Source organism: Vibrio profundi (assembly GCF_005281835.1).
Classification (GTDB): Bacteria; Pseudomonadota; Gammaproteobacteria; order Enterobacterales; family Vibrionaceae; genus Vibrio; species Vibrio profundi.
On sequence record NZ_RZIS01000014.1, the window covers coordinates 58,309 to 79,196 of the forward strand.

At 45.2% G+C, this 20,888-nt stretch carries 24 protein-coding genes; 10 read left to right on the top strand and 14 right to left on the bottom strand.

What is annotated here, in order from left to right; translation table 11 throughout:
- Window positions 1-125 precede the first annotated feature (125 nt).
- The 5 genes from ELZ11_RS22275 to ELZ11_RS23870 form a co-directional block, all read right to left on the bottom strand.
- Complete coding sequence (locus tag ELZ11_RS22275; protein ID WP_137359583.1) at window positions 126-725, bottom strand: thiol:disulfide interchange protein DsbA/DsbL; 600 nt, start codon at window positions 723-725, stop codon at window positions 126-128.
- Window positions 726-771: 46 nt separating this feature from the next.
- Window positions 772-1,758: a serine/threonine protein kinase gene (locus ELZ11_RS22280; protein WP_137359607.1), complete on the bottom strand. Its 987-nt coding sequence runs from the start codon at window positions 1,756-1,758 to the stop codon at window positions 772-774.
- A gap of 47 nt (window positions 1,759-1,805) precedes the next feature.
- Entirely contained in the window at window positions 1,806-3,224 is a 1,419-nt protein-coding gene (gene ccoG, locus ELZ11_RS22285) for a cytochrome c oxidase accessory protein CcoG (RefSeq protein WP_137359584.1), read from the bottom strand.
- Window positions 3,225-3,495: 271 nt separating this feature from the next.
- The gene (locus ELZ11_RS22290; protein ID WP_137359585.1) at window positions 3,496-3,759 is read right to left on the bottom strand and encodes a YihD family protein; all 264 of its coding nucleotides are present in this window, start codon (window positions 3,757-3,759) and stop codon (window positions 3,496-3,498) included.
- A gap of 116 nt (window positions 3,760-3,875) precedes the next feature.
- Window positions 3,876-4,043: a hypothetical protein gene (locus tag ELZ11_RS23870; RefSeq protein WP_167494739.1), complete on the bottom strand. Its 168-nt coding sequence runs from the start codon at window positions 4,041-4,043 to the stop codon at window positions 3,876-3,878.
- 299 nt (window positions 4,044-4,342) lie between these two features.
- On the opposite strand from ELZ11_RS23870, the gene ELZ11_RS22295 reads away from it, so the two are divergent.
- Together ELZ11_RS22295 and trhA are read left to right on the top strand one after the other, a co-directional pair.
- A complete protein-coding gene (locus ELZ11_RS22295; protein WP_137359586.1) occupies window positions 4,343-5,134 on the top strand; it encodes a sporulation protein in 792 nt (263 codons plus the stop codon).
- Between the two features lie 83 nt (window positions 5,135-5,217).
- Window positions 5,218-5,883, top strand: coding sequence for a PAQR family membrane homeostasis protein TrhA (trhA, locus tag ELZ11_RS22300; protein ID WP_137359587.1), 666 nt, complete (start codon window positions 5,218-5,220; stop codon window positions 5,881-5,883).
- On the opposite strand, the gene ELZ11_RS22305 is transcribed toward trhA, so the two are convergent.
- From ELZ11_RS22305 to def, 6 genes are all read right to left on the bottom strand, one after another.
- Complete coding sequence (locus ELZ11_RS22305; RefSeq protein ID WP_137359588.1) at window positions 5,880-6,422, bottom strand: DUF3157 family protein; 543 nt, start codon at window positions 6,420-6,422, stop codon at window positions 5,880-5,882. The two genes, trhA and ELZ11_RS22305, sit on opposite strands and share 4 nt — an antisense overlap.
- Before the next feature lie 9 nt (window positions 6,423-6,431).
- Window positions 6,432-7,877: a TrkH family potassium uptake protein gene (locus tag ELZ11_RS22310; RefSeq protein ID WP_137359589.1), complete on the bottom strand. Its 1,446-nt coding sequence runs from the start codon at window positions 7,875-7,877 to the stop codon at window positions 6,432-6,434.
- 24 nt (window positions 7,878-7,901) lie between these two features.
- Window positions 7,902-9,278 carry a Trk system potassium transporter TrkA gene (gene trkA / locus ELZ11_RS22315; protein WP_137359590.1) on the bottom strand — a complete coding sequence of 459 codons (1,377 nt, stop codon included), beginning with the start codon at window positions 9,276-9,278 and terminating at the stop codon, window positions 7,902-7,904.
- Between the two features lie 86 nt (window positions 9,279-9,364).
- The gene (rsmB, locus tag ELZ11_RS22320) at window positions 9,365-10,645 is read right to left on the bottom strand and encodes a 16S rRNA (cytosine(967)-C(5))-methyltransferase RsmB (RefSeq protein ID WP_137359591.1); all 1,281 of its coding nucleotides are present in this window, start codon (window positions 10,643-10,645) and stop codon (window positions 9,365-9,367) included.
- Between the two features lie 86 nt (window positions 10,646-10,731).
- Window positions 10,732-11,697: a methionyl-tRNA formyltransferase gene (gene fmt / locus ELZ11_RS22325; protein ID WP_137359592.1), complete on the bottom strand. Its 966-nt coding sequence runs from the start codon at window positions 11,695-11,697 to the stop codon at window positions 10,732-10,734.
- 35 nt (window positions 11,698-11,732) lie between these two features.
- Complete coding sequence (gene def, locus ELZ11_RS22330) at window positions 11,733-12,251, bottom strand: peptide deformylase (RefSeq protein ID WP_208746730.1); 519 nt, start codon at window positions 12,249-12,251, stop codon at window positions 11,733-11,735.
- Between the two features lie 140 nt (window positions 12,252-12,391).
- On the opposite strand from def, the gene ELZ11_RS22335 reads away from it, so the two are divergent.
- Genes ELZ11_RS22335 through ELZ11_RS22350 form a run of 4 tightly spaced genes read left to right on the top strand, consistent with a single transcriptional unit; the run spans window position 12,392 to window position 15,673 of the window.
- A complete protein-coding gene (locus ELZ11_RS22335) occupies window positions 12,392-13,504 on the top strand; it encodes a LysM peptidoglycan-binding domain-containing protein (protein ID WP_137359594.1) in 1,113 nt (370 codons plus the stop codon).
- A complete protein-coding gene (gene dprA / locus ELZ11_RS22340; RefSeq protein WP_137359595.1) occupies window positions 13,504-14,607 on the top strand; it encodes a DNA-processing protein DprA in 1,104 nt (367 codons plus the stop codon). The genes ELZ11_RS22335 and dprA overlap by 1 nt, the downstream gene beginning before the upstream one ends.
- A gap of 2 nt (window positions 14,608-14,609) precedes the next feature.
- A complete protein-coding gene (locus ELZ11_RS22345) occupies window positions 14,610-15,086 on the top strand; it encodes a DUF494 family protein (protein ID WP_137359596.1) in 477 nt (158 codons plus the stop codon).
- Window positions 15,087-15,097: 11 nt separating this feature from the next.
- Window positions 15,098-15,673, top strand: coding sequence for a DNA topoisomerase family protein (locus ELZ11_RS22350; RefSeq protein ID WP_137359597.1), 576 nt, complete (start codon window positions 15,098-15,100; stop codon window positions 15,671-15,673).
- Window positions 15,674-15,705: 32 nt separating this feature from the next.
- Here ELZ11_RS22350 and ELZ11_RS22355 read toward each other — a convergent pair whose 3' ends face one another.
- Window positions 15,706-16,836, bottom strand: a complete 1,131-nt coding sequence (locus ELZ11_RS22355) for a 5-(carboxyamino)imidazole ribonucleotide synthase (RefSeq protein ID WP_137359598.1) — start codon at window positions 16,834-16,836, stop codon at window positions 15,706-15,708.
- Between the two features lie 5 nt (window positions 16,837-16,841).
- On the bottom strand, window positions 16,842-17,327 hold the full coding sequence (gene purE / locus ELZ11_RS22360; RefSeq protein WP_004739348.1) for a 5-(carboxyamino)imidazole ribonucleotide mutase: 486 nt from the start codon (window positions 17,325-17,327) through the stop codon (window positions 16,842-16,844).
- A 182-nt stretch (window positions 17,328-17,509) separates the two neighbouring features.
- Between purE and tsaC the strand changes: the two genes are divergently transcribed.
- The 4 genes from tsaC (at window position 17,510) to ELZ11_RS22380 (ending at window position 20,198) form a co-directional block, all read left to right on the top strand.
- Complete coding sequence (tsaC, locus tag ELZ11_RS22365; RefSeq protein ID WP_137359599.1) at window positions 17,510-18,085, top strand: L-threonylcarbamoyladenylate synthase type 1 TsaC; 576 nt, start codon at window positions 17,510-17,512, stop codon at window positions 18,083-18,085.
- Window positions 18,086-18,103: 18 nt separating this feature from the next.
- Window positions 18,104-19,021 carry an oxygen-dependent coproporphyrinogen oxidase gene (gene hemF, locus ELZ11_RS22370; protein ID WP_137359600.1) on the top strand — a complete coding sequence of 306 codons (918 nt, stop codon included), beginning with the start codon at window positions 18,104-18,106 and terminating at the stop codon, window positions 19,019-19,021.
- A 77-nt stretch (window positions 19,022-19,098) separates the two neighbouring features.
- Entirely contained in the window at window positions 19,099-19,932 is an 834-nt protein-coding gene (gene aroE / locus ELZ11_RS22375; protein WP_137359601.1) for a shikimate dehydrogenase, read from the top strand.
- On the top strand, window positions 19,932-20,198 hold the full coding sequence (locus tag ELZ11_RS22380; RefSeq protein ID WP_137359602.1) for a DUF1488 family protein: 267 nt from the start codon (window positions 19,932-19,934) through the stop codon (window positions 20,196-20,198). Before aroE ends, ELZ11_RS22380 begins: the two co-directional genes overlap by 1 nt.
- On the opposite strand, the gene ELZ11_RS22385 is transcribed toward ELZ11_RS22380, so the two are convergent.
- Window positions 20,199-20,744, bottom strand: a complete 546-nt coding sequence (locus ELZ11_RS22385; protein ID WP_137359603.1) for a gamma carbonic anhydrase family protein — start codon at window positions 20,742-20,744, stop codon at window positions 20,199-20,201. It lies immediately after the preceding gene.
- Window positions 20,745-20,888 lie beyond the last annotated feature (144 nt).

Below are 20,888 nucleotides of genomic sequence, written 5' to 3' on the forward strand. Positions count from 1 at the left end.
CAATAATAAGGCGAAAATGGCGTGCTTCAATCGATGAACGTCAGGATTCAGTTAGGAAAGTGCTGGTGGGTAATGTTGAAATAAAAAAGGGAAGCCAATGCTTCCCTTTTTTATATTAGGTAGGATTATTTCTTCAATAAGAAGTTAACCAGCTCAAAGTATTCATCTAAGGTTTTGATACCTTGCGCTTGAACTAAGTAGCGGTTGTTTACCAATACCGCAGGTACACCGGATAGGCCGCTATTTTTAAATTGCTTATCGAAACGACGCACCATTGAATCAACCGCAAAGCCGTTAAATGCCGCATCGTACTTCTTAGCGTCGACACCTTCATCAAGGAAGATTTGACGTAGCTCGTCGTCATTCTTTGGCGCTTTATTCATGTTGTGAATGCGGTTGAACAATACCGGCGTCATTTTATCTTCAACTTTTAAAGCAATTGACGTCGCGTAAGCTTTGCTCATCGATTTACCCATATTGCCACCCATGAAAGATACATGGTTCTTTTGCAGTTTAACGCCTTCTGGTAACTGCTTTTTCAGCTGCTGGATGATTGGCTCAAAGCTATTACAGTGTGGGCAGTAAAATGAGAAAAACTCTGTCACAACCGGCTTTTTAGATGGTTCTAGGTCAAGCACTTTGTAGTGTTCACCTTCGTTAAATTTTGCAGCGTGTGCAGATAAGCTCAGCATTACCAGTGAGACAAATGCGAACAGTTTTTTCATCGGGTGACTCTCCATAGATTTTTATTTGAATTCGATAGTGTGCGTATTACCACTGAGGCATTAATGACAGCGGCGGTTCTTGTAATGCCGCGATTTGCTCTTTAAACGCGAGCACTTGGCTTTCCCAGTACTTTGGATCATTAAACCATGGGAATGCAAGCGGGAAAGCCGGATCTTGCCAGCGTTTCGCTAACCATGCCATGTAATGCACCATACGTAGACCACGTAGCGGCTCGATAAGTTTCAATTCTGATGGGTTAAAATCGCAGAACTCTTGATAGCTCTCCAAAATCACGTCGAGTTGCATCAGCTTATCTTGGCGATCACCATTGAGTAGCATCCAGAGATCTTGCACCGCTGGGCCGTTGCGCGCATCGTCGAGGTCGACAAACATAGGCCCATCACGCCATAAAATATTTCCTGGGTGGCAATCTCCGTGTAGGCGAATGATTTTGGTATCGGCTGACCAATGTTGTTCTAACTCTTTAATCAATAAATCGAGATCGTTAAAGAACGCGTTTTCTAAATGCATGGGAATGAAATCGGCGCTTTGTAATAGCTGGCGCGGTTGGTGCAGATATTCATCCAAACTTATGGTTGGGCGGTGTTGGAAAGTCGACTGCGCGCCTACTTTGTGAATGCGGCCTAAGAAGCGTCCAACGCCTTCTAATTGGTCGATGTTGTCGACCTCAAACTGACGTCCACCAACGCTTTCGAACAAAGAAAAGTAGTAGCCTTGGTATTCATGTAGCGTAGTGCCATTGATGCGCATGGGTGGCGCGACAGGTATTTCTTGGTCGATTAGCTCCAACGCAAAGTCATGTTCTTCTTGGATTTGCGCTTGGCTCCAACGCTGAGGGCGGTAGAACTTCACCACATAACGCTTTTTGTCTTCATCACTGAATTGGTAGACGCGGTTTTCGTAACTGTTAAGTGCTAATAATCCGGATTCTGCACGAACGCCGATACTTTCAAGGGCATACCACATGAAGTCGGGAGTTAAGGCATCAAAGTTGAATGCTTGTATGGTCATATAATAAAAAAGGCTCATTACTGAGCCTTTTTCCGTTAACTGGGTAGTTACAGCTTCTTGATAAAGCGGCTTTCTACTTCAATGGTAAAGTCGTCGTTATCCGAGAGTATAAACTGAATTGTCGAAACTGGTGAGCTGAGTTTCTCTGGGTCTGCCCCTAAGCTGATCGGAAGGTTCAGTACTTCACCAGGGTTAACCTTGATGGTTTGGTTTCCATACCAAGTTACACTCGGCAGCCCTTCAACATCCAGTTGGTAGTTTTGTACTTGTTGAGTTTTATTGATCACCTTTAATGTGTAGGTGTTCTCAATCAAGCCTTCTCCATTGGTTCTGAATAGTTGATTACGATCTCTTAGAACAGTTAATCCTGCAGGATCAACGGCAGCGATTTGAGCGAAGAACAAGCCAATCATCACAAGAAGTACGGCGCCATAACCTAGAAGCTTTGGTCGCATTACTTTGGTGTGGTGGCCTTCTAGTCTATGTTCGGTGGTGTAGTTGATCAGACCTTTTTCATAGCCCATGCGGTCCATGGTTTTGTCACAAGCATCAATACAGGCACCACAGTTAATGCATTCATATTGTAGGCCGTCACGAATATCGATACCCGTCGGGCAGACCTGCACACACAAGTTACAATCGATACAATCACCTAAACCTAACTTTTTAGGATCGGCTTTACGTGAACGCGGGCCTCGGCTTTCACCGCGATCAGTATTGTAGCCAACGATGAACGTGTCTTTATCAAACATTGCGGATTGGAAGCGAGCATACGGACACATGTGCAAACATACGATAGAGCGCATCCACCCAGCGTTTGCATAAGTACAGCCTGCAAAAAACAGCACCCAAAATACTGGCCAGAATGAAGCATCAAAGGTAAAGAATCCGATAACCAACTCTTGAACCGGAATGAAGTAACCAACAAAGGTCAACCCGGTGGCGATAGCAATGGCGATCCAAGCAATATGCTTTAAGGTTTTTCGCATCAGAAGATTCGGTGTGAGCTTGCCAGAATCCTGTTTGCGTCGTTTGTTGGCTGCACCTTCCAGTTTTTCTTCAAACCAAATGTACATAAAGGTCCAGACGGTTTGTGGGCATAGATAACCACACCAAACCCTGCCTAAGAAGGTGGTGATGAAGAAGAGGGCAAAGGCGGCGATCATGAATAGGATCGCGAGCAATGTCAGATCTTGAGGGTAAAGCGTGGTGCCGAAAAAGTTAAACTGCTGGCTGCCGATATCCAATAAAATGGCTTGGCGCTCACCATAAGGGATCCAAGGGACTAACGCGAACAGGACTAGTAAAAACCAGCCTCCGTAGCGGCGCAATTGCTGAAACTTACCTTTACTTTCGCGCACGTAAATTCTATTGCTTGGGTTAAATCGATCTCCGTTACCTTTATGTGTTTTCGGGTTAAAGGTTTTTGGAGTCACATCTTTGATATCGATTTTATCCTGACTCATTGGATATCCTTCTTGGGCTTTTGGTGCGATTTCTTGTGATAGCACTCAACGACATTACTTCTTCTGCATAGCTTAGTGTAATTATTGGCTATGCATTTATTTTAGAAGATTCTTATGGATGGCGATTATAGCCTCATTAACTTTCTTATTTCTTTAACACTATCAACCTTTAACAACAAAAGTCATAACAGTTGTGACGAAAAAATAGCGAACAGAATGAAAAAAGCGACCTGAGAGGTCGCTTATGTAAATTGCTGAATGAGCCACAGAATTAGAGGATACCGCGTGCTTTAAGAATGGCGGTTTTAAAGTCGTCTTCTTGGTCTTTTTTTAGACCTGGGATCATTTCATCTTTTTCGCTGTTGCGCATCTTAAGGTGGTAGATCAACACGTCGTCAGTCAGATCTTCGAGTTTACCTGCATAGCCCGCTTCTTTAGATAACTTAACGATAAACTCTATTAAGTTAAGTTCTTGATCTTTTTGCCATTCAGGCTCAAGGAGTTCAAGCAACTCTTCAATACGATGACACTTCATCGGCTTTCTCCACAAAATTTGTATTGGTATGTGATTAAGGTAACAAATTGGGCTTTGAATACCAATGGAGATAGGAAAGAGAAAAGAAAAAAGCGCAGTAAAAACTGCGCCTTTGATTAAGCGGCTTTTACAACTTTTGCAGAAGCAGACGCTAATAAAGCGGTCTTTTCTACAAGAGTCATAGTTGGAGCCATTTTCTTTGCAGCCGGTGTAGTAACAAAGCCACTACGTCGACGCATCGCACTACGGTTGGTGTGCGAAAACCTGACAGCTGTTGGGCGCATCGTTTTACCTAACGGTCAGGCATATCCATTGCCAATCTAATGGCCTGACTAAACATGAGTTGAGCTTCAATCACTTGAAGGGTGGCTCTTCTGGCTTTCGCCAATCCAAATGATTAGTCAGGATAATGATATGCATGCATATCGAAGTTAGGTTACCAAAATACGCTGTATCGATCGAGGGCTGGATAATAATTCACCGAAATAAGAGCTAAAATTGTGTGAGCAGGGTATTTGAGTTTGATCGTGATTCAAGCTTACTATGAACCTAGGTTGCTACGAGGTATTGCTAGGAGGTGCATATGTCGTTTTTGAAGAAAACTCTCGCCAGTTTCGGAATTGGCTCTGCTCGTGTGGATTCTGTGTTGCAGCAAGAAGTGCTGTATCCGGGGCAACCCGTCAATATCACCATTCATGTTTATGGTGGCTCTCAAGCGCAAGAAATCGACAACATTGATTTAAATCTCTGCTGCCGTTATGTCAAAGAAGTTCCCGTCAATCGCGACAACCATAACAGCACGCATACTCGCCGTGTTCATCAAAATTATTCGTTAGCGAAATGGAGCTTACCGTACTCGTTTGTCATCGCGCCTGGGGAAACGCGAGACTTTGATGTTGAATTAGCGATTCCACTCAATACACCAATCACAGTGGGTGATGCCAAAGTATGGTTAGAAACAGGCTTAGATATTGCGATGGCGGTAGACCCAAGTGACAAAGACATTCTGACGGTGCGTCCTGATAATATTTTGGATGGCATTTTTACTGAGTTGGAAGAGCAAGGGTTACGAATTCGCCAAGTGGAATGTGAAGCGGTTGAAGGGTTTGATTTGCCGTTTGTACAAGAATTCGAATTTGTACCAACTACCGGGCCTTTCCATGGGCGATGGCGTGAACTTGAGGTGGTCGCGCATCGCAGTGAAACTGAATTGCAGTTGTGGTTTGAAGTTGACCGTAACCGAGATGGTGCCAAAGGTATGTTGGCCAGTCTATTGGGTGTCGGGCAATTGAAACGTCAGTTAGTGTTACCGATCGATACTCCTAGTGAAGTGGCTGGGCAGAAGGTTATCGAGTACCTAGAATCAACCTGCTAAGTTGTCATAAAAATTTAAGCTTACACGTGTAAGCTTAATGTGCAATACTAGAGTAAATGTTCAATTACTTTAGTGGGTGAGATATGTCGTCAGCATCGGCGAGTGAATACAGTGTCGTAGAAGAAAGGGCGAATGCCATCACCCACGGTTTAGGTGTGGTATTAGGCATTGTTGGGCTGATTTTGTTGTTGGTACGTGCGTTCGACTACGATGCTGATGTGCTGACTTTCACCAGCCTATCGGTCTATGGCGCAAGTATTATTTTATTGTTTCTCGCCTCTACGCTTTATCACTCGATTACCACCGCAAAGACTAAGCGCTTACTCAAAACACTCGACCACTGCGCGATTTACTTGTTGATTGCTGGTAGCTACACCCCTTTCTTATTGGTGAGCTTACGTACTCCATTGGCGATCGGTTTGATGGCAGTCATTTGGGCGATTGCCGTTATTGGCATCGTTATGAAAATCGCGTTTGTCTATCGTTTTAAGAAAATGTCATTGGTGACTTATTTGACCATGGGGTGGCTGTCACTGATTGTGATCTACCAACTTGCGGTCAGTATTGAGTTGGGTGGCTTGATCTTACTCGCGGTTGGTGGGGTTATTTATTCGCTAGGGGTGATTTTCTACGTTGCGAAACGCATCCCATACAATCATGCTATTTGGCATCTATTTGTATTGGCGGGATGCGCTTGTCATTTCCTTGCCATCTACTTGTATGTAGAGCCCGTTAGCGTACTAGTTTAGCGGGTTTGGACATCGGTGATTGTTACTTTAATTTGATATTCTGGATGCTCAGTGACTTCAGCCGTAATACTTTTGCCTTCAGCTGAACGTTGAGGGCGAAGGTAAGTGTCGGCAAGACGCTTAATGGATTGCCAAGTATTGAAGCTGTCTTGGAAAAGCAACTCACCCGTCGGTGAATAGATCTCAACACTCAAGGTAACCACAACGACGGGTTGAGTATTTTGATTCGTAATTGAAACTGGTAGCGTGAGTTCACCATGGTCGTAGCGACTTGCTCCTATCAATACATCCACTCCCGATCGAGACAGCTGTAAACTCGGCTTATCGTCTCCCACTTTAATTGTCGTCCCAATGGCGGCTTTAGCGACAGGGATAACTGGCACGGCTGAACGAGAATCTTTGGACGATTCACTCACATATTCCCATGTGAAGTCGTCTTTCAACAAAACTTGCTTACCATCGGGCAAGAATAGCGTTTGTTCTGCCATCACAGAAGATGACAGTAGGGCACAAGCGAAAAAGGTGCTCCAGCGTTTCATAATAGATCCTTAGCGTCGCCAAAAGGCAGGGAAGAATAAAACTAATAGCGTCAATATCTCAAGACGCCCCATCAACATTCCAATGCTGAGTAGCCATTTTGCGGCGTCTGGTAACGGGGCGAAATTACCGGTTGGACCGATCACGCTACCCATTCCCGGTCCAACGTTGGCAACTGCAGTAATCGAGCCTGAGATACTGGTGATTGGATCGAGCCCCATAGCACTGAGCCCACCCGCGATTACAATGATGGTAATAAAAAACATCAATCCAAACGCCACTAAAGATCGGACGATATCATCATTGACCGGTCTTTGATTGTAGCGCTGAACAAAGACACCGGAAGGGTGAATGAGCTTCATCATTTGTTTATGCAGTAACGTCATCGCGATTTGGAAACGGAAGACCTTTACTCCTCCAGAGGTGGAACCTGAACAAGCCCCCGCCATCATTAGAAAGGCAAATAATGTCGTTGGTAGCGCGCCCCACGCCGTAAAGTCTTCTAAGCCAAACCCGGTCGTGGTGACGACTGAAACGATGTTAAACATCGAAACTCGAACCGCATCTAAAACACTGTAGCCGTCACGAATCACCAACCATGCTGCTATGACCGCGCTGGATCCTAAGAACAAGTAGGTGAAGCCTCTCACTTGAGCGTCTTTAAAGATAGGATCCATATTGCGACTTTTCAGTGCGCTGACGAACAGTAGAAACGGTAAGCCACCTAAAAACATGAAGAGCGTGCCGACCCAGTGTGCGCCGTTGGAGAAATGGTTCATTGAACCGTCTGAGGTAGAGTAACCCCCAGTCGATAACGTGGTAAAAGCGTGGTTGATGGCGTCAAACAGGCTCATACCCGTAATGAGGTAACCTAAAGTACAAACAGCAGTCAGCACCAGATATACCGCCACAATGTTCTTGGCGACCGTTTTGGCGCGAGGGCTACTTTTATCCGACCAATCTGAAGATTCAGTTTGGAATAAGCGCATACCACCGACATTCAACATTGGCAGCACCGCCACCGCCATCACAATGAAGCCGATTCCGCCGAGCCACTGTAATATTGAGCGCCATAACAAGATGCTAGGTGCCATGTTATCCAGACCGCTTAATACCGTTGAACCTGTAGTTGTGATCCCAGACATGGTCTCAAAGTAGGCGTCGGTAAAACTAATGTGGTTGATAAATACGAATGGCAATGCCGCAAAGGCACTGGCAATGGTCCACACTAGCGAGGTGATCAGGAACATATCCCGTACCCCAAGCCTAAAGTTGGCGGTTCGCCCAACAGTGAGGCATAAAAACGCAACAATGTGGGTGATAAGTACCGACTGGCCAAATTCAATAAAGCCACCAGTTCCCGTAAAGAAAGCGACTAAGGTGGGGATGTACATGAATAGGGCGAGCTTAGACAGCACTAACCCTATTACGAATAAGATAGGACGGAAGTTAACCATAGCGAAACACTATAGAGCTTAGCTCTATAAGAAGAATGGGCTCGGTTGGAATAAGGTTTCAACGTCTGGCACGTATTTCTTATCGACTAAGAACATAACCACGTGATCATCTTGTTCGATCACGGTTCGGTCATGGGCAATCAATACTTCTTCACCACGTACAATCGCGCCGATGGTCGTACCCGGTGGCAACTTAATATCGCCAATGGCACGGCCAACTACCTTAGAGGTGGTTTCATCACCATGAGCGATGGCTTCGATGGCCTCCGCTGCGCCGCGACGTAATGAAGATACGTTAACAATGTCAGCTCGGCGAACGTGGGTTAATAGGGCGGAAATGGTTGCTTGCTGCGGTGAAATTGCAACGTCAATAACGCCACCTTGAACTAAGTCTACGTACGCGCCACGCTGGATCAGTACCATCGCTTTTTTTGCGCCCATGCGTTTTGCCAGCATGGCCGACATGATGTTGGTTTCATCTTCATTAGTCAGTGCGATGAACACGTCGACTTGGTCGATGTTTTCTTCGGTAAGTAGCTCTTGGTCGGCAGCATCACCACAGAATACGATGGTGTTTTCTAATTCTTCAGAGAGCTTTTCTGCTCGGGTGTAACTGCGCTCAATCAGTTTGATGCTGTAGCTCTGTTCTAGACGTTTCGCTAAGCTTGCGCCAATGTTACCTCCACCTACAATCATGATACGACGGTAAGGCTTCTCTAAACGCTGTAGCTCACTCATCACCGAACGAATATGGTTACTTGCCGCTACGAAGAATACTTCATCATCCGCTTCGATAACGGTTGTACCTTGAGGACGAATCGGGCGTCCTTGACGGAAAATCGCGGCGACTCGCGTATCGATGTGAGGCATGTGCTCACGAAGTGCCGATAACGCATTACCCACCAAAGGGCCGCCATAGTAGGCTTTAACGGCTACTAGGCTAACTTTCTGTTCGGCAAAGCTCACCACTTGCAGTGCGCCAGGGTATTGAATCAAGCGCTCAATGTAGCTAGTCACCAGTTCTTCAGGTGCAATGAGATGGTCAACTGGAATTGCGCCTGATTTAAAGAGCGCTTCTTTTTCGGCTAGGTACTGAGGAGAACGAATACGCGCAATTCGGTTTGGCGTGTTGAACAAAGAGAATGCGACCTGACAAGCGGCCATGTTGGTTTCATCCATGTTGGTCACGGCGACTAACATGTCGGCATCTTGAGCGCCCGCTTCACGTAAGGTGTTGGGGTGGCTCGCGTAGCCATTGACCACACGTAAATCATATTTATCTTGTAGCTCGCGCAAGCGGTCACTATCGCGATCGACAATGGTGATGTCATTGTTCTCGCCAACTAAGTTTTCCGCTAGTGTGCCGCCTACCTGACCAGCTCCAAGAATGATGATTTTCATAGCTTTTCTCTTTGTTTGCTCTTTCAGTACTGATTCATCGTAATGAAATAGCGGCTAAGACAAAAGTCATTAGCCGCTGAATAGGGTTACGCCTGTTTTACTAAAACGGCATAGTAAAAGCCGTCCATGTCTTCTTCACCTGGAAGGATTTGGCGTCCAGGGTTTTCAATATCAGAACCGACTAACGTAGCGTCTTTGGTGCGTTCTAAAAACGCTTTCACTTGCAGTACGTTTTCTTGCGGGGTGATAGAGCAGGTCGCGTAAACCATAGTGCCGCCAGCTTTTAGTTGGCGCCACATCGCATCCATGATTTCACTTTGCAGTTCAGCCAGTGCGTCGATGTCGTTAGCTCGGCGAAGCCACTTAATATCTGGGTGACGACGAATAACACCGGTTGCTGAACATGGTGCATCCAGCAAAATGCGGTCAAATTTATCACCTGTCCACCATTCTTCTGGGTAACGAGCATCGCCACAAATGACATCGGCACGTAATTGAAGACGCTCAAGGTTATCGTAAACGCGATCAAGACGTTTTATGTCGCAGTCAATGGCAACCACTTCAGTATCTTCAGTGTGCTCTAGAATATGTGCCGTTTTACCGCCCGGCGCTGCACAACAGTCCAGAATCAACTCGCCATTTTGCGGTTGCAAGTAGTTTACTGACAGCTGCGCAGCCGCATCTTGCACGGATACCCAACCTTTACTGAAACCTGGCAGTAACGTGACGTCGCAAGGCGATGCTAATTTTATGGCATCGGCAGCTTCTGGGTGAATGTTGAATTCAATGTTTTCGTTTTTAAGTAGCTCAGCATACTCATCGCGAGTGTGGTGCTGGCGGTTAACACGCAACCACATTGGCGCTTTGCTGTTATTGGCTTCAACCAATTGCTCCCACTGTTCAGGGTAGCTTTCTTGAAGCATTTTTAGAATCCAGCTTGGGTGGCCGTATTTGCCCGCATTATGGCTGGTGGCTTTTTCATCGAGCGCTTCTTGATCACGTAGGTAGCTACGTAATACCGCATTAATCAAACCACTTAGGCTAGGGCCTCGTAGTGTTTTGGTGCCTTCTACGGTTTCTGCTACTGCAGCATGAGAAGGAATGCGCATGAAGCTTAGTTGATAAATACCCACTAAGATCAGGTGGTGGAATACACGCTTTTTCCCTTTTAGCGGGTTATCCATCAGTTCATTGGCAATTGACTCTAAACGAGGCAAGTAGCGTAGAGCGCCATAGCAAATCTCTTGAAGAAGAGCATGGTCTCTAGGCTTAATGGTTTTTTGAGCGGCTGGTAGAGCATGTGAAAGAGAGTGGCCTTTATCGACAACTTGGAAAAGGACATTTGCAGCGGCTGCGCGAACATTCATGATGAATACCGAATCTAATAGGGAAATAAATGAGGGTATCTCTACCCTCGCATAAGTTTGTTTATTGGCTGATTATAGTGATGAGCTTAAGAAAGCTGCGAACCTACTTCAAACCAGCTTGCGCGTGAGTTCAGAATATCTTGAACTGACATCGCTTTTTTACCAGGTACTTGCAGCTGCTCAAGAACCAGTACGTTATTGCCTGTCGCAACATAAATACCTGTTTTGTCAGCTTTAATGATAGTGCCTGTTGGTTGAGTTGTGTCTTGTACCTCAACACGGCTTTGCCATACTTTGATGCTTTTCTCTGAATCAGAGCTGCTATCTGTAATGGCAAAGTGGCTCATTGGCCATGGGTTGAAAGCGCGCACACAACGTTCGATGTGCTCTGCGTCATCCGCCCAGTTAATTTTTGCTTCTTCTTTGCTGAGCTTTTTCGCGTAGTTGGCAAGCTCGTCATCTTGCTTTTCAGCAACTGCGTTGCCAGATGCGATGTCGGCTAGGCAATCCACGAGCGCGTCCGGGCCAAGGCCGGCTAGCTTTTCGTACATTGAAGCGCTGGTATCCGTTGCCTCGATTGGCAATGTAGCAATCTTCAGCATGTCACCAGTATCAAGGCCAATGTCCATTTGCATGATGGTAACGCCTGTCTCTTGATCGCCCGCCCAGATAGAACGTTGAATCGGAGCTGCACCACGCCAGCGCGGCAGGATCGAGCCATGCACATTGATACAACCTAGTTTTGGAGTATCGAGTACGACTTGAGGCAGTAATAAACCGTAAGCCACAACCACCATGATGTCAGCATTTAGCTCAGCAAGTTGTTGCTTGGCTTCATCTGACTTGAAATTCTCTGGTTGATACACCGGAATTTCATTTTCAAGGGCGATATTTTTTACTGGGCTTGCGGTTAGCTTTTTACCACGACCTGCAGGGCGATCGGGTTGAGTGTAAACCGCAATAACTTCATGCTCCGAAGACAACAACGCCGCCAAGTGACGGGCGGCGAAATCCGGAGTACCTGCGAAGACAATTCTTAAAGACTGACTCAAGGTAGGCTTCCTTCTAAATGTAGTAATGCTAGCGATTAAGCTTTCGCTTGTTTCTCGTTGAAACGTTTGATTTTCGCTAGTTTGTCTTGAATACGCTTACGCTTTAGTGGAGATAGGTAATCCACAAACAGCTTGCCTTCAAGGTGATCTAATTCGTGTTGAACACAGATAGCAAGCAGGTCATCTGCTTCAAAAGTGTATTCTTTGCCATCACGATCTAGTGCTTTCACTGACACTTCTGCTGCACGCGAAACTAATGCACGAGCACCTGGTACCGATAGGCAGCCTTCTTCGATGCCATCTTCGCCGCGTTTCTCGGTGATTTCAGGGTTGATAAGCACCATAGGCTCGTCACGTGTTTCTGAAATATCGATCACAACGATACGTTGGTGGAAATCTACTTGCGTTGCCGCAAGGCCGATTCCTTCTTCGTCGTACATGGTTTCAATCATGTCATCAACGAACTTTTGAATCTCTGGGGTAACTTCTTCTACCGGCTTCGCCACGGTGCGTAGACGATCATCCGGGAATGTTAATACTTGTAATACAGACATATACACTCGAAATGTTGAACTGTGCCGAAACAGCATAAACCTTGTTGGCTCAATTCTAGACATTTTAGAGGTCAAATGACAGCATCCTGATGGTAAATCTCGGATTAGATATCATAGTTAACGACCAAGGAACCTAGGTCATGCGTCAATTATTTCGTACTTTTTCCCTCCTTTGCCTACCATTTTCACTCTCAGTGACAGCGGAACAAAGTGCCTCAACTGCGCCAGTTAACGACCAACCTCTTTCTATCAAACAAAACGCGCCTCAAACTTATATTGTGGTTAAAGGGGATACGCTCTGGGATATTGCCGCCATGTATCTCGATAGCGCTTGGTTATGGCCGCGCTTATGGCAAGTGAACCCAGATATTGATAATCCACACCTGATTTATCCTGGCGATAAACTGTCTTTAGTGTGGCGTAATGGTCAACCAGTTTTGAGTCTTAAACCCGTGATTAAACTTAGCCCTAAGATACGAATATCAGAGAAAAAAGCGGTTCCTACGGTTGACGAAGGTTTAGTTCTTCCGTATTTGAATTCAGATCGGCTGATAGATGAAGACACACTAAATGCAGCAGCACGAGTGTTAGGTACCAATGAAGGGCGCAAGTTTTTAACTCATGCTGACCGCGTATTCATTTCAGGTATTTGGGAACATAAAAAGTGGGGTATTTATCGTCGTGTCGAAACTTATTCTAGGGAAAAGCCAAGCGCGAATATCACCTCGTTACGTTTAGTCGCGACAGCAAGGTTAACAGAAACGAAAGACCAATTTAGTGGCCTTCAAGTTGATAGCCAGCTACAAGAAATATTATTGAATGATGTCGCTCTACCAGAAGTAAGTAACGAAGGAAGCGAGCTCTCGACCACGTTTTACCCGATACCTTCACCTCTAGGGGAGTCCGCTACAATTTTAGGCTCCATTGAAGGGAGCCAATATAGTGCCAAGAACCAAGTCGTAATTATTGATAAAGGTGCATTTGATGATTTGCGCCAAGGTAGCATGTTCGAATTGTTAGAGTCAGGTGCTACCGTTTACGGCACGCAAGGCAACTACAGCTACGAAAGCTCTTCATCAGGTGAAGAATACCAGCTGCCAGATACGCCAGCGGGATCATTGATGATAATCCGTCCTTATGAATATTTTAGCTTGGCGTTGGTTACTAATAGTCTTAAGCCAATTAACAGCAAGGTGTTGGCTATTTCCCCGTTGGCGGTAAACCTTGGTACGGCTATCCCTGAGTTACCATAATGAACGAACAAGAATTAAGAGCTTGGTTGGCTCTTAGCTTCACACCGCAATTGGGTGGGAAGCGCTTATCTCATTTGTTATCTATTGATTCTCCCCTTAACCTTGTGCAGTACTCAGCCGAACACTTACAAGCCATTGGCTTGAAGCCCAATCAGATATCGTATCTTAAACATGGGTATGAAAAAGAGGTCGAGGCCTGTCTCGCTTGGCGTGAACTCCGCGACGATAATCATATCGTGACGCCTTTATGCCGAGCTTATCCTTCTTTACTGAAAGAAATCGCTTCTTACCCCACAGTTTTATTCGTCAAAGGTCACCTTGATAAACTGATAGAACCTCAAATCGCCATGGTTGGTAGCCGCAACGCTTCACTTGAAGGGCTTGAAACGGCAAAGTCTTTTGCTAAGAGCTTTGTGCAACAAGGGCTGATTGTGACCAGTGGATTGGCACTGGGCATCGATGGTTATGCGCACGATGGCGCTTTGCTAGGCGGTGGTGAAACTTTCGCTGTGCTGGGATCGGGACTTAATGCTATATATCCTGCTCGTCACCGAAAACTGGCCGATAGAATTGTGGAAAGTGGCGCGTTGATTTCTGAATTTCGCCCGGATGCAAAGCCTCGCCCTGAGCACTTTCCTCGTCGAAATCGAATCATTAGTGGATTATCTTTAGGTACGTTAGTTGTCGAAGCGGCTGAAAAAAGCGGCTCATTGATTACTGCTCGCTATGCCCTGGAACAAGGTAGAGAAGTCTTCGCTTTGCCCGGTTCTATTCACTCCCCAACAAGTCGAGGTGGAAATAGTTTAATTAAATCAGGCGCCTGTTTAGTTCAAAGTGCTCAAGATGTGTTTGATGAAATAGAGTCTTTGTTACACTGGTCTATTAAACAGCAGCCTAATTTATTTGAAGCTGAGAAAGAAAATGAACAATTGCCATTTCCACAGCTGTTAGCTAACGTAGGAGTAGAGGCTACACCTGTTGATATTTTAGCGCAGCGTACCCATATACCTGTGCATGAAGTCATGATGCAGCTCTTAGAGCTTGAGCTTTCAGGGCATGTTGTTGCAGTTTCCGGTGGCTATATTCGAAAGGGGAGAGGCTAGCTATGATGATGGACATACTGATGTATTTGTTTGAGACCTACATCCATAGCGATTCTGAATTGCAGGTGGATCAGGATGAGCTAGAAGAAGAGCTTCTTCGTGCAGGGTTTCACCAAAAAGATATTTATAAAGCGCTCCATTGGTTAGAAGATTTAGCTGCGCTCCAAGAAAGTGATAACCAAGCGGCTATAACGAATTGTGCATCGACATCGATTCGTGTTTATACCAATCGCGAAATGGCTAGAATTAATATCGAATGCCGAGGCTTCTTGTTATTCTTAGAGCAGATAAACGTTCTTACGACTGAAATTCGTGAGATGGTTATCGACCGCGTGATGGGATTGGAAACCAATGAATTTGAATTGGATGATTTAAAATGGATCATCTTAATGGTGCTGTTTAACGTACCAGGGAATGAAAACGCATATACTCAGATGGAAGAGCTGTTGTACACCAAAGAGCAAGGTATCTTGCATTAGATAGGCATCCAATGAGCAGTAAAATTGATAGCCAGCTGTTTTCTAAACATGAACATGCGTTAGAGCATGAAGCTTGCCCGCAATGTAGCGGTGAGCTTCAGCTTCGACACGGTAAGCACGGTGCATTTTTAGGGTGCAATCAATATCCAAATTGCGATTATATTCGCCCATTACATCAAAATGATGGTCATATCGTTAAAGAGCTTGGGGTTGCGTGCCCAGAATGTCAGAACGAACTAGTTTTAAGGCAAGGCCGCTACGGTATGTTTATCGGTTGCAGTAGTTATCCTGAGTGCAACCATATCGAATCTTTGGATCAACCTAAGCAGGAGCCAGAAGAAAGGCCTTTGGTTGGGTGTCCTGAATGCGGAAAAGGGCATTTGGTCGAGCGTAAATCTCGTTATGGTAAAGCTTTCTTTGCTTGCGACAGTTACCCTAAATGCAAGTTTGCGGTTAATCAGCCTCCTGTTATCGGTAAGTGTGAAGTTTGTGACTACCCACTATTGGTTGAAAAGAAGCTGGCGAGCGGGATTAAAATTCAATGTGCTGATAGAAAATGTCATCACACCCAAACACAGATAAAATAAAAACGGCGCTATCCATTAGCGCCGTTTTTTTGTTATTTCATTTGCTGTGCAAATTCATGTACCGCTGGGTAGCTTTCTTTATCAAGGACTTCAGCAAGTAAAAGTAGTGAGCGTTGTAGCTCTGCTGTGTAATCCGCACTCACATTAATGTGGCCCATTTTACGGCCAGCACGCTTCTCTTTACCGTACCAATGCACATGGCAACCTTCCTGCGCCATAACCGCTTCTGGTAAAGAATCTTCACCAAGAATATTGATCATTGAGGTTGGGCGAATCAGTTTTGTACTGCCTAATGGTAAGCCACAAACTGCACGTAAGTGATTTTCAAACTGACACGTCTCGGCACCTTGCTGCGTCCAGTGACCGGAGTTATGCACACGTGGAGCGATTTCGTTTACTAGAAGTTCGCCTTGAACATCGAAGAATTCAAGAGCCAGTACACCCACATAATCTAAACGTTCAGCAACTGCGATGAACATGTTTCTTGCTTGTTCTTGCAGTTCGAAGTTGTCGATTGCCGTCGATAGACTCAGTACGCCGTTGGTATGAACGTTTTCAGCCAATGGGTAAACTTGAATGTCCCCGTTCTTGCCACGAGCACCAACGAGAGAGACTTCTCTATCAAAAGCAACGAACTCTTCAGCCACAATGGCTTGGTTTTCTGTCGCTTGGATGCAATCGACCATTTCTGCCCAAATTGCTTCTACGTGAGAAAGCTCTTTTAAGCGCCATTGGCCTTTGCCGTCATAACCGCCGAGAGTACTTTTCAGTACCATAGGCAAGCCAACATGCTGAATAGCAGTTTCGAAATCTTCACGTGTGTTGATTACGTAATACTTTGCGTTTTTCACTTTGGCTTGATCAAGCAGTGCTTTTTCGATGCGACGATCGCCGCCAGCTTTGATTGCTTCTGTCGTTGGGAAGAATTTGCCGCTTTTCTCACATACTTCAAGGACGTCGTGTGGGATGTGCTCAAACTCTGCCGTAATCACATCGGCTTGTTCAATTGCGTTCTCTAAGCCGTGTCCGGTAACTGCTTGAGTTAAAGGATGAACGATATTTTTGCTGCCAACATCAAATGCGGAGGTTTGAATGTTGAGAGGTGCGCCAGCGAGTGACATCATTCGAGCCAGTTGACCAGCTCCTAACACAAGAACATGCATGGGAATTAATCCTCTGCTGGGTTTGGATTAGCAAGAACGGTTTCGGTTTGTTCGCTGCGGAACGCTTCCACTTTAGCCATTACTTCTTCATTGTGAGTACCAATGATTTGAGCCGCTAAAATACCGGCATTTGCCGCGCCAGCTTCACCGATAGCCAGAGTGCCTACTGCAATCCCTTTTGGCATTTGAACAATAGAAAGCAGAGAGTCCATGCCTTTTAGGGCTTTTGATTGAACTGGAACCCCCAATACTGGAACGCTAGTAAAGGCTGCTGCCATTCCTGGTAAGTGAGCGGCACCGCCAGCACCTGCGATAATAACTTTGATGCCACGTTCTTTTGCGCTTGTTGCGTAGTCGGCAAGAAGCTGAGGAGTACGGTGCGCTGAAACTACTTTAGTTTCGTAGGCAACGCCAAATTGATCTAGCATGTCAGCTGCTAGCTTCATTGTTGGCCAATCAGATTTAGAACCCATGATAATACCGACAGTCATCTCAAACTCCTTCAGGCACGATTAAATTAAGTGAAATAGATAATTTGCGCGCATTATACGGGGAAATTTGCTTGAGGAAAACGTTTGCGTCAGTCTAAATAGTGAATTGATACATTTTATAAACAAATAGCTTTGGGCAGCGCTAATGATAATTTGTACACTTAGTACGATTAACACTAATTATGAATGAGGCAGAGACAGTGGATAACTTTCAGCACACATTACATGCATTGCAACAAGGCGAAGTGATTGCCTACCCAACGGAAGGGGTTTTCGGTGTAGGGTGTGATCCTGATAATTCGCAGGCAATTGAGAAGCTATTAAAACTAAAACAAAGGCCTGTAGAAAAAGGGTTGATTTTGATTGCTGCAAGTTATGAGCAATTACTGCCTTATATTGATGAAAGCCAATTGACGCAAGAGCAGCTGTCAGCAGTAAAAGCGACTTGGCCTGGCCCAGTAACTTGGATAATGCCGGCAAGTGAAAAAGTGACGAATTGGGTCAGTGGGCAGTTTGATTCAATTGCGGTTCGTGTTACTGATCACTCTTTGGTTCAACGAATGTGTAATGAGTTTGGTAAGCCGCTAACCTCTACCAGCGCTAATCTCACTGGTGAGCCGCCTTGCATGACAACCCAAGAAGTGGAAGAGCAGTTAGGTGATCATTTAGTGGCGATATTAGATGGCCTAACGGGAGGCCGTGAGAAGCCAAGCGAAATTCGTGATGCTCGCACATCAAAAATATTAAGACAGGGGTAACCCTGCAAAGGAAAGAAAATGTCAGCCATTGATAAGCTAGCGGTAAAACAGTTTTTATTGGATCTTCAAGACACGATTTGTCAGCAGCTGGAACAAGCGGATGGTAAGGCGTTGTTTGAAGAAGACGCGTGGGAGCGTGAGCCTGGTGACCGATTAGGTGGCGGTGGTCGTACTCGAGTGATGACAAACGGTGCGGTATTTGAACAAGGGGGAGTCAATTTCTCTCATGTAGCAGGTAAAGCTATGCCTGCATCAGCAACCGCACACCGACCAGAGCTAGCGGGCCGTAAGTTTGAAGCCATGGGTGTGTCATTGGTTATCCACCCTAAAAACCCATATGTACCCACTTCCCATGCTAACGTTCGCTTCTTTATTGCAGAGAAAGAAGGCGAAGATCCGATTTGGTGGTTTGGTGGAGGTTTTGACTTAACGCCATTTTATCCTTTTGAAGAGGATTGCCAGTCTTGGCATGATACCGCGAAAGCAATTTGTCAGCCTTTTGGTGAAGAGGTGTATCAGGAACACAAAGAGTGGTGCGATAAATACTTCTTTTTGCCGCATCGTGATGAAACTCGTGGTGTAGGTGGTTTATTCTTTGATGATCTGAACGAATGGGGCTTTGATAAGAGTTTCGCATACATGCAAGCCGTTGGTGCAGGCTTCACTCAAGCTTATCTTCCTATTGTTGAAAAGCGTAAATCAATCGAGTTTGGTGAGCGTGAGCGCGACTTTCAACTCTATCGTCGTGGTCGATACGTAGAGTTTAACTTGGTTTATGATCGAGGTACCTTGTTTGGCTTGCAAAGTGGTGGGCGCACTGAGTCGATCTTAATGTCGATGCCACCATTAGCCCGTTGGGAGTATCGTTATGAGCCAGAAGAAGGTTCACCGGAACAGCGTCTATATACTGATTACTTGAAGCCAAGAGCTTGGTAGCAAGGTTGGCGTTTTTTAACTGAAATGTTAGGGTCACTTTAAGTGACCCTTTTTAATTATGACTTGCAGGCAAGGATATGGCTCAGCGAAACGATCAATATGTAGTGTTTGGTAATCCTATTGAACACAGTAAATCTCCTTTTATTCATTCAATGTTTGCTCGTCAGACTAATCAACAGCTGAGTTACACGACATTCAAAGCGCCAATTGGCGGCTTTGTTGAGTCTGCGACAGAATTTTTTAGCAATGGTGGTCAAGGTTGCAACGTTACCGTTCCTTTTAAAGAAGATGCTTATAAGTTTGCCGATCGACTGACCGAAAGAGCGCAGCTTGCAGGCGCAGTGAATACTTTAAAGCGACTTGAATCGGGTGAAATCATTGGTGATAACACTGATGGAGAAGGCTTAGTTCAGGATCTGTTGAGAAGTGGTGTTCAAATTGAAGGCGCGAAAGTGTTAGTCATTGGCGCTGGTGGTGCCGCTCGTGGTGTTGCGAAGCCTTTATTAGATCAAAACCCTGCGCTATTGGTGGTTTCGAATCGCACGTTCAGTAAAGCTAGTGTATTAGCTGAGTCGTTCAAAACATTTGGTAATATACAAGCTGTGCCGATGGAAGAGGTTACTGACGGGTTTGATGTTGTTATTAACTCAACGTCCGCAAGTCTAGCTGGTGAGTTACCTGATATTTCATCGAGCATCTTTCATTCCACGACTGCGAGTTATGACATGATGTACCAGCAAGGTGTGACTAGCTTTAATCAGTGGGCGATTGAAAATGGTTGTGCGGCAGTCTATGACGGGTTAGGAATGCTGGTTGGTCAAGCCGCAGAAAGCTTTTCGTTTTGGAGAGGTGTACAGCCAGAAACGAAAACAGTACTAAGTGAACTACGCGCTAAATTAGAAGGTGAGTAATGAACCAATCGATACTCTTCCCCGATATTCAAACTTGGGATGATGATAAACAAGCCGTAGTATTTCCTGCGCAGCAGTCAGGGGCTCTTATTGAGTGTCTTGTATCAGTTGAACAATTAAAACAGATGTCAGGTCAAACCATCGATAATGACCGACGTGCGATTGAAGTGTTTAATGAACTGAGGTTTGAAATAGAAGAGTTGGCAGAAGAATTAATAGAAGAAGAGGAGTATGACTCCTCTGGCTTCATACATATAGAAGGCTAGTTATACCGCTTTAACCGAATCCAAATAGTCATTTTTGTTCTGAACATAGTTATCTGACGACTTCTGCAGAAATGCTCGCTCTTTATCTGATAATGGGCGAGCTTGCTTTACAGGGCTTCCAACATATAAAAAACCGCTCTCCAATGTCTTGTGAGGAGGCACTAAACTGCCCGCCCCGATCATCACGTCTTCTTCTATAGTTACCCCGTCTAAAACAATAGCGCCCATTCCAACCAAAACTCGATCTTTGATTGTACAGCCATGCAGCATGACTTTATGCCCAATGGTCACATCGTTACCTATTAATAGAGGGTAGCCCTCAGGGTTTTCTTTATTCTTATGTGTGACATGTAAAACACTGCCGTCTTGTACATTAGTACGTTCACCGATATGGATGTGGTTTACATCACCTCGAGCTGCAACTAAAGGCCAGATACTAGAATCGTCTCCTAGAACGATATCACCGACTAGCACAGCGCTTTCATCTATATAGACGCGTTTCCCAATTTTAGGGGTTATACCTTTATAACTGCGAATTGAACTCATAAATCCTCCTTTATATAGCCAGCTTAAGGGGCTAATTAGGTAGATGACTAGTGAAAATAGACGGTTTTGAACAAAAAACATTCGAACAATCAAAAAAGTCAGAAAAAGTGAAAAAAGGGCTTGCCAATGTGATCGCAATCTCTA

Excerpts from the sequence above, each read along its gene's own strand:
- ELZ11_RS22275 (WP_137359583.1), bottom strand. The coding sequence starts at position 725 with ATGAAAAAACTGTTCGCATTTGTCTCACTGGTAATGCTGAGCTTATCT.
- ELZ11_RS22280 (WP_137359607.1), bottom strand. The coding sequence starts at position 1,758 with ATGACCATACAAGCATTCAACTTTGATGCCTTAACTCCCGACTTCATG.
- ccoG (WP_137359584.1), bottom strand. The coding sequence starts at position 3,224 with ATGAGTCAGGATAAAATCGATATCAAAGATGTGACTCCAAAAACCTTT.
- ELZ11_RS22290 (WP_137359585.1), bottom strand. The coding sequence starts at position 3,759 with ATGAAGTGTCATCGTATTGAAGAGTTGCTTGAACTCCTTGAGCCTGAA.
- ELZ11_RS23870 (WP_167494739.1), bottom strand. The coding sequence starts at position 4,043 with ATGCGCCCAACAGCTGTCAGGTTTTCGCACACCAACCGTAGTGCGATG.
- ELZ11_RS22295 (WP_137359586.1), top strand. The coding sequence starts at position 4,343 with ATGTCGTTTTTGAAGAAAACTCTCGCCAGTTTCGGAATTGGCTCTGCT.
- trhA (WP_137359587.1), top strand. The coding sequence starts at position 5,218 with ATGTCGTCAGCATCGGCGAGTGAATACAGTGTCGTAGAAGAAAGGGCG.
- ELZ11_RS22305 (WP_137359588.1), bottom strand. The coding sequence starts at position 6,422 with ATGAAACGCTGGAGCACCTTTTTCGCTTGTGCCCTACTGTCATCTTCT.
- ELZ11_RS22310 (WP_137359589.1), bottom strand. The coding sequence starts at position 7,877 with ATGGTTAACTTCCGTCCTATCTTATTCGTAATAGGGTTAGTGCTGTCT.
- trkA (WP_137359590.1), bottom strand. The coding sequence starts at position 9,278 with ATGAAAATCATCATTCTTGGAGCTGGTCAGGTAGGCGGCACACTAGCG.
- rsmB (WP_137359591.1), bottom strand. The coding sequence starts at position 10,645 with ATGAATGTTCGCGCAGCCGCTGCAAATGTCCTTTTCCAAGTTGTCGAT.
- def (WP_208746730.1), bottom strand. The coding sequence starts at position 12,251 with ATGTCTGTATTACAAGTATTAACATTCCCGGATGATCGTCTACGCACC.
- ELZ11_RS22335 (WP_137359594.1), top strand. The coding sequence starts at position 12,392 with ATGCGTCAATTATTTCGTACTTTTTCCCTCCTTTGCCTACCATTTTCA.
- dprA (WP_137359595.1), top strand. The coding sequence starts at position 13,504 with ATGAACGAACAAGAATTAAGAGCTTGGTTGGCTCTTAGCTTCACACCG.
- ELZ11_RS22345 (WP_137359596.1), top strand. The coding sequence starts at position 14,610 with ATGATGATGGACATACTGATGTATTTGTTTGAGACCTACATCCATAGC.
- ELZ11_RS22350 (WP_137359597.1), top strand. The coding sequence starts at position 15,098 with ATGAGCAGTAAAATTGATAGCCAGCTGTTTTCTAAACATGAACATGCG.
- ELZ11_RS22355 (WP_137359598.1), bottom strand. The coding sequence starts at position 16,836 with ATGCATGTTCTTGTGTTAGGAGCTGGTCAACTGGCTCGAATGATGTCA.
- purE (WP_004739348.1), bottom strand. The coding sequence starts at position 17,327 with ATGACTGTCGGTATTATCATGGGTTCTAAATCTGATTGGCCAACAATG.
- tsaC (WP_137359599.1), top strand. The coding sequence starts at position 17,510 with ATGAATGAGGCAGAGACAGTGGATAACTTTCAGCACACATTACATGCA.
- hemF (WP_137359600.1), top strand. The coding sequence starts at position 18,104 with ATGTCAGCCATTGATAAGCTAGCGGTAAAACAGTTTTTATTGGATCTT.
- aroE (WP_137359601.1), top strand. The coding sequence starts at position 19,099 with ATGGCTCAGCGAAACGATCAATATGTAGTGTTTGGTAATCCTATTGAA.
- ELZ11_RS22380 (WP_137359602.1), top strand. The coding sequence starts at position 19,932 with ATGAACCAATCGATACTCTTCCCCGATATTCAAACTTGGGATGATGAT.
- ELZ11_RS22385 (WP_137359603.1), bottom strand. The coding sequence starts at position 20,744 with ATGAGTTCAATTCGCAGTTATAAAGGTATAACCCCTAAAATTGGGAAA.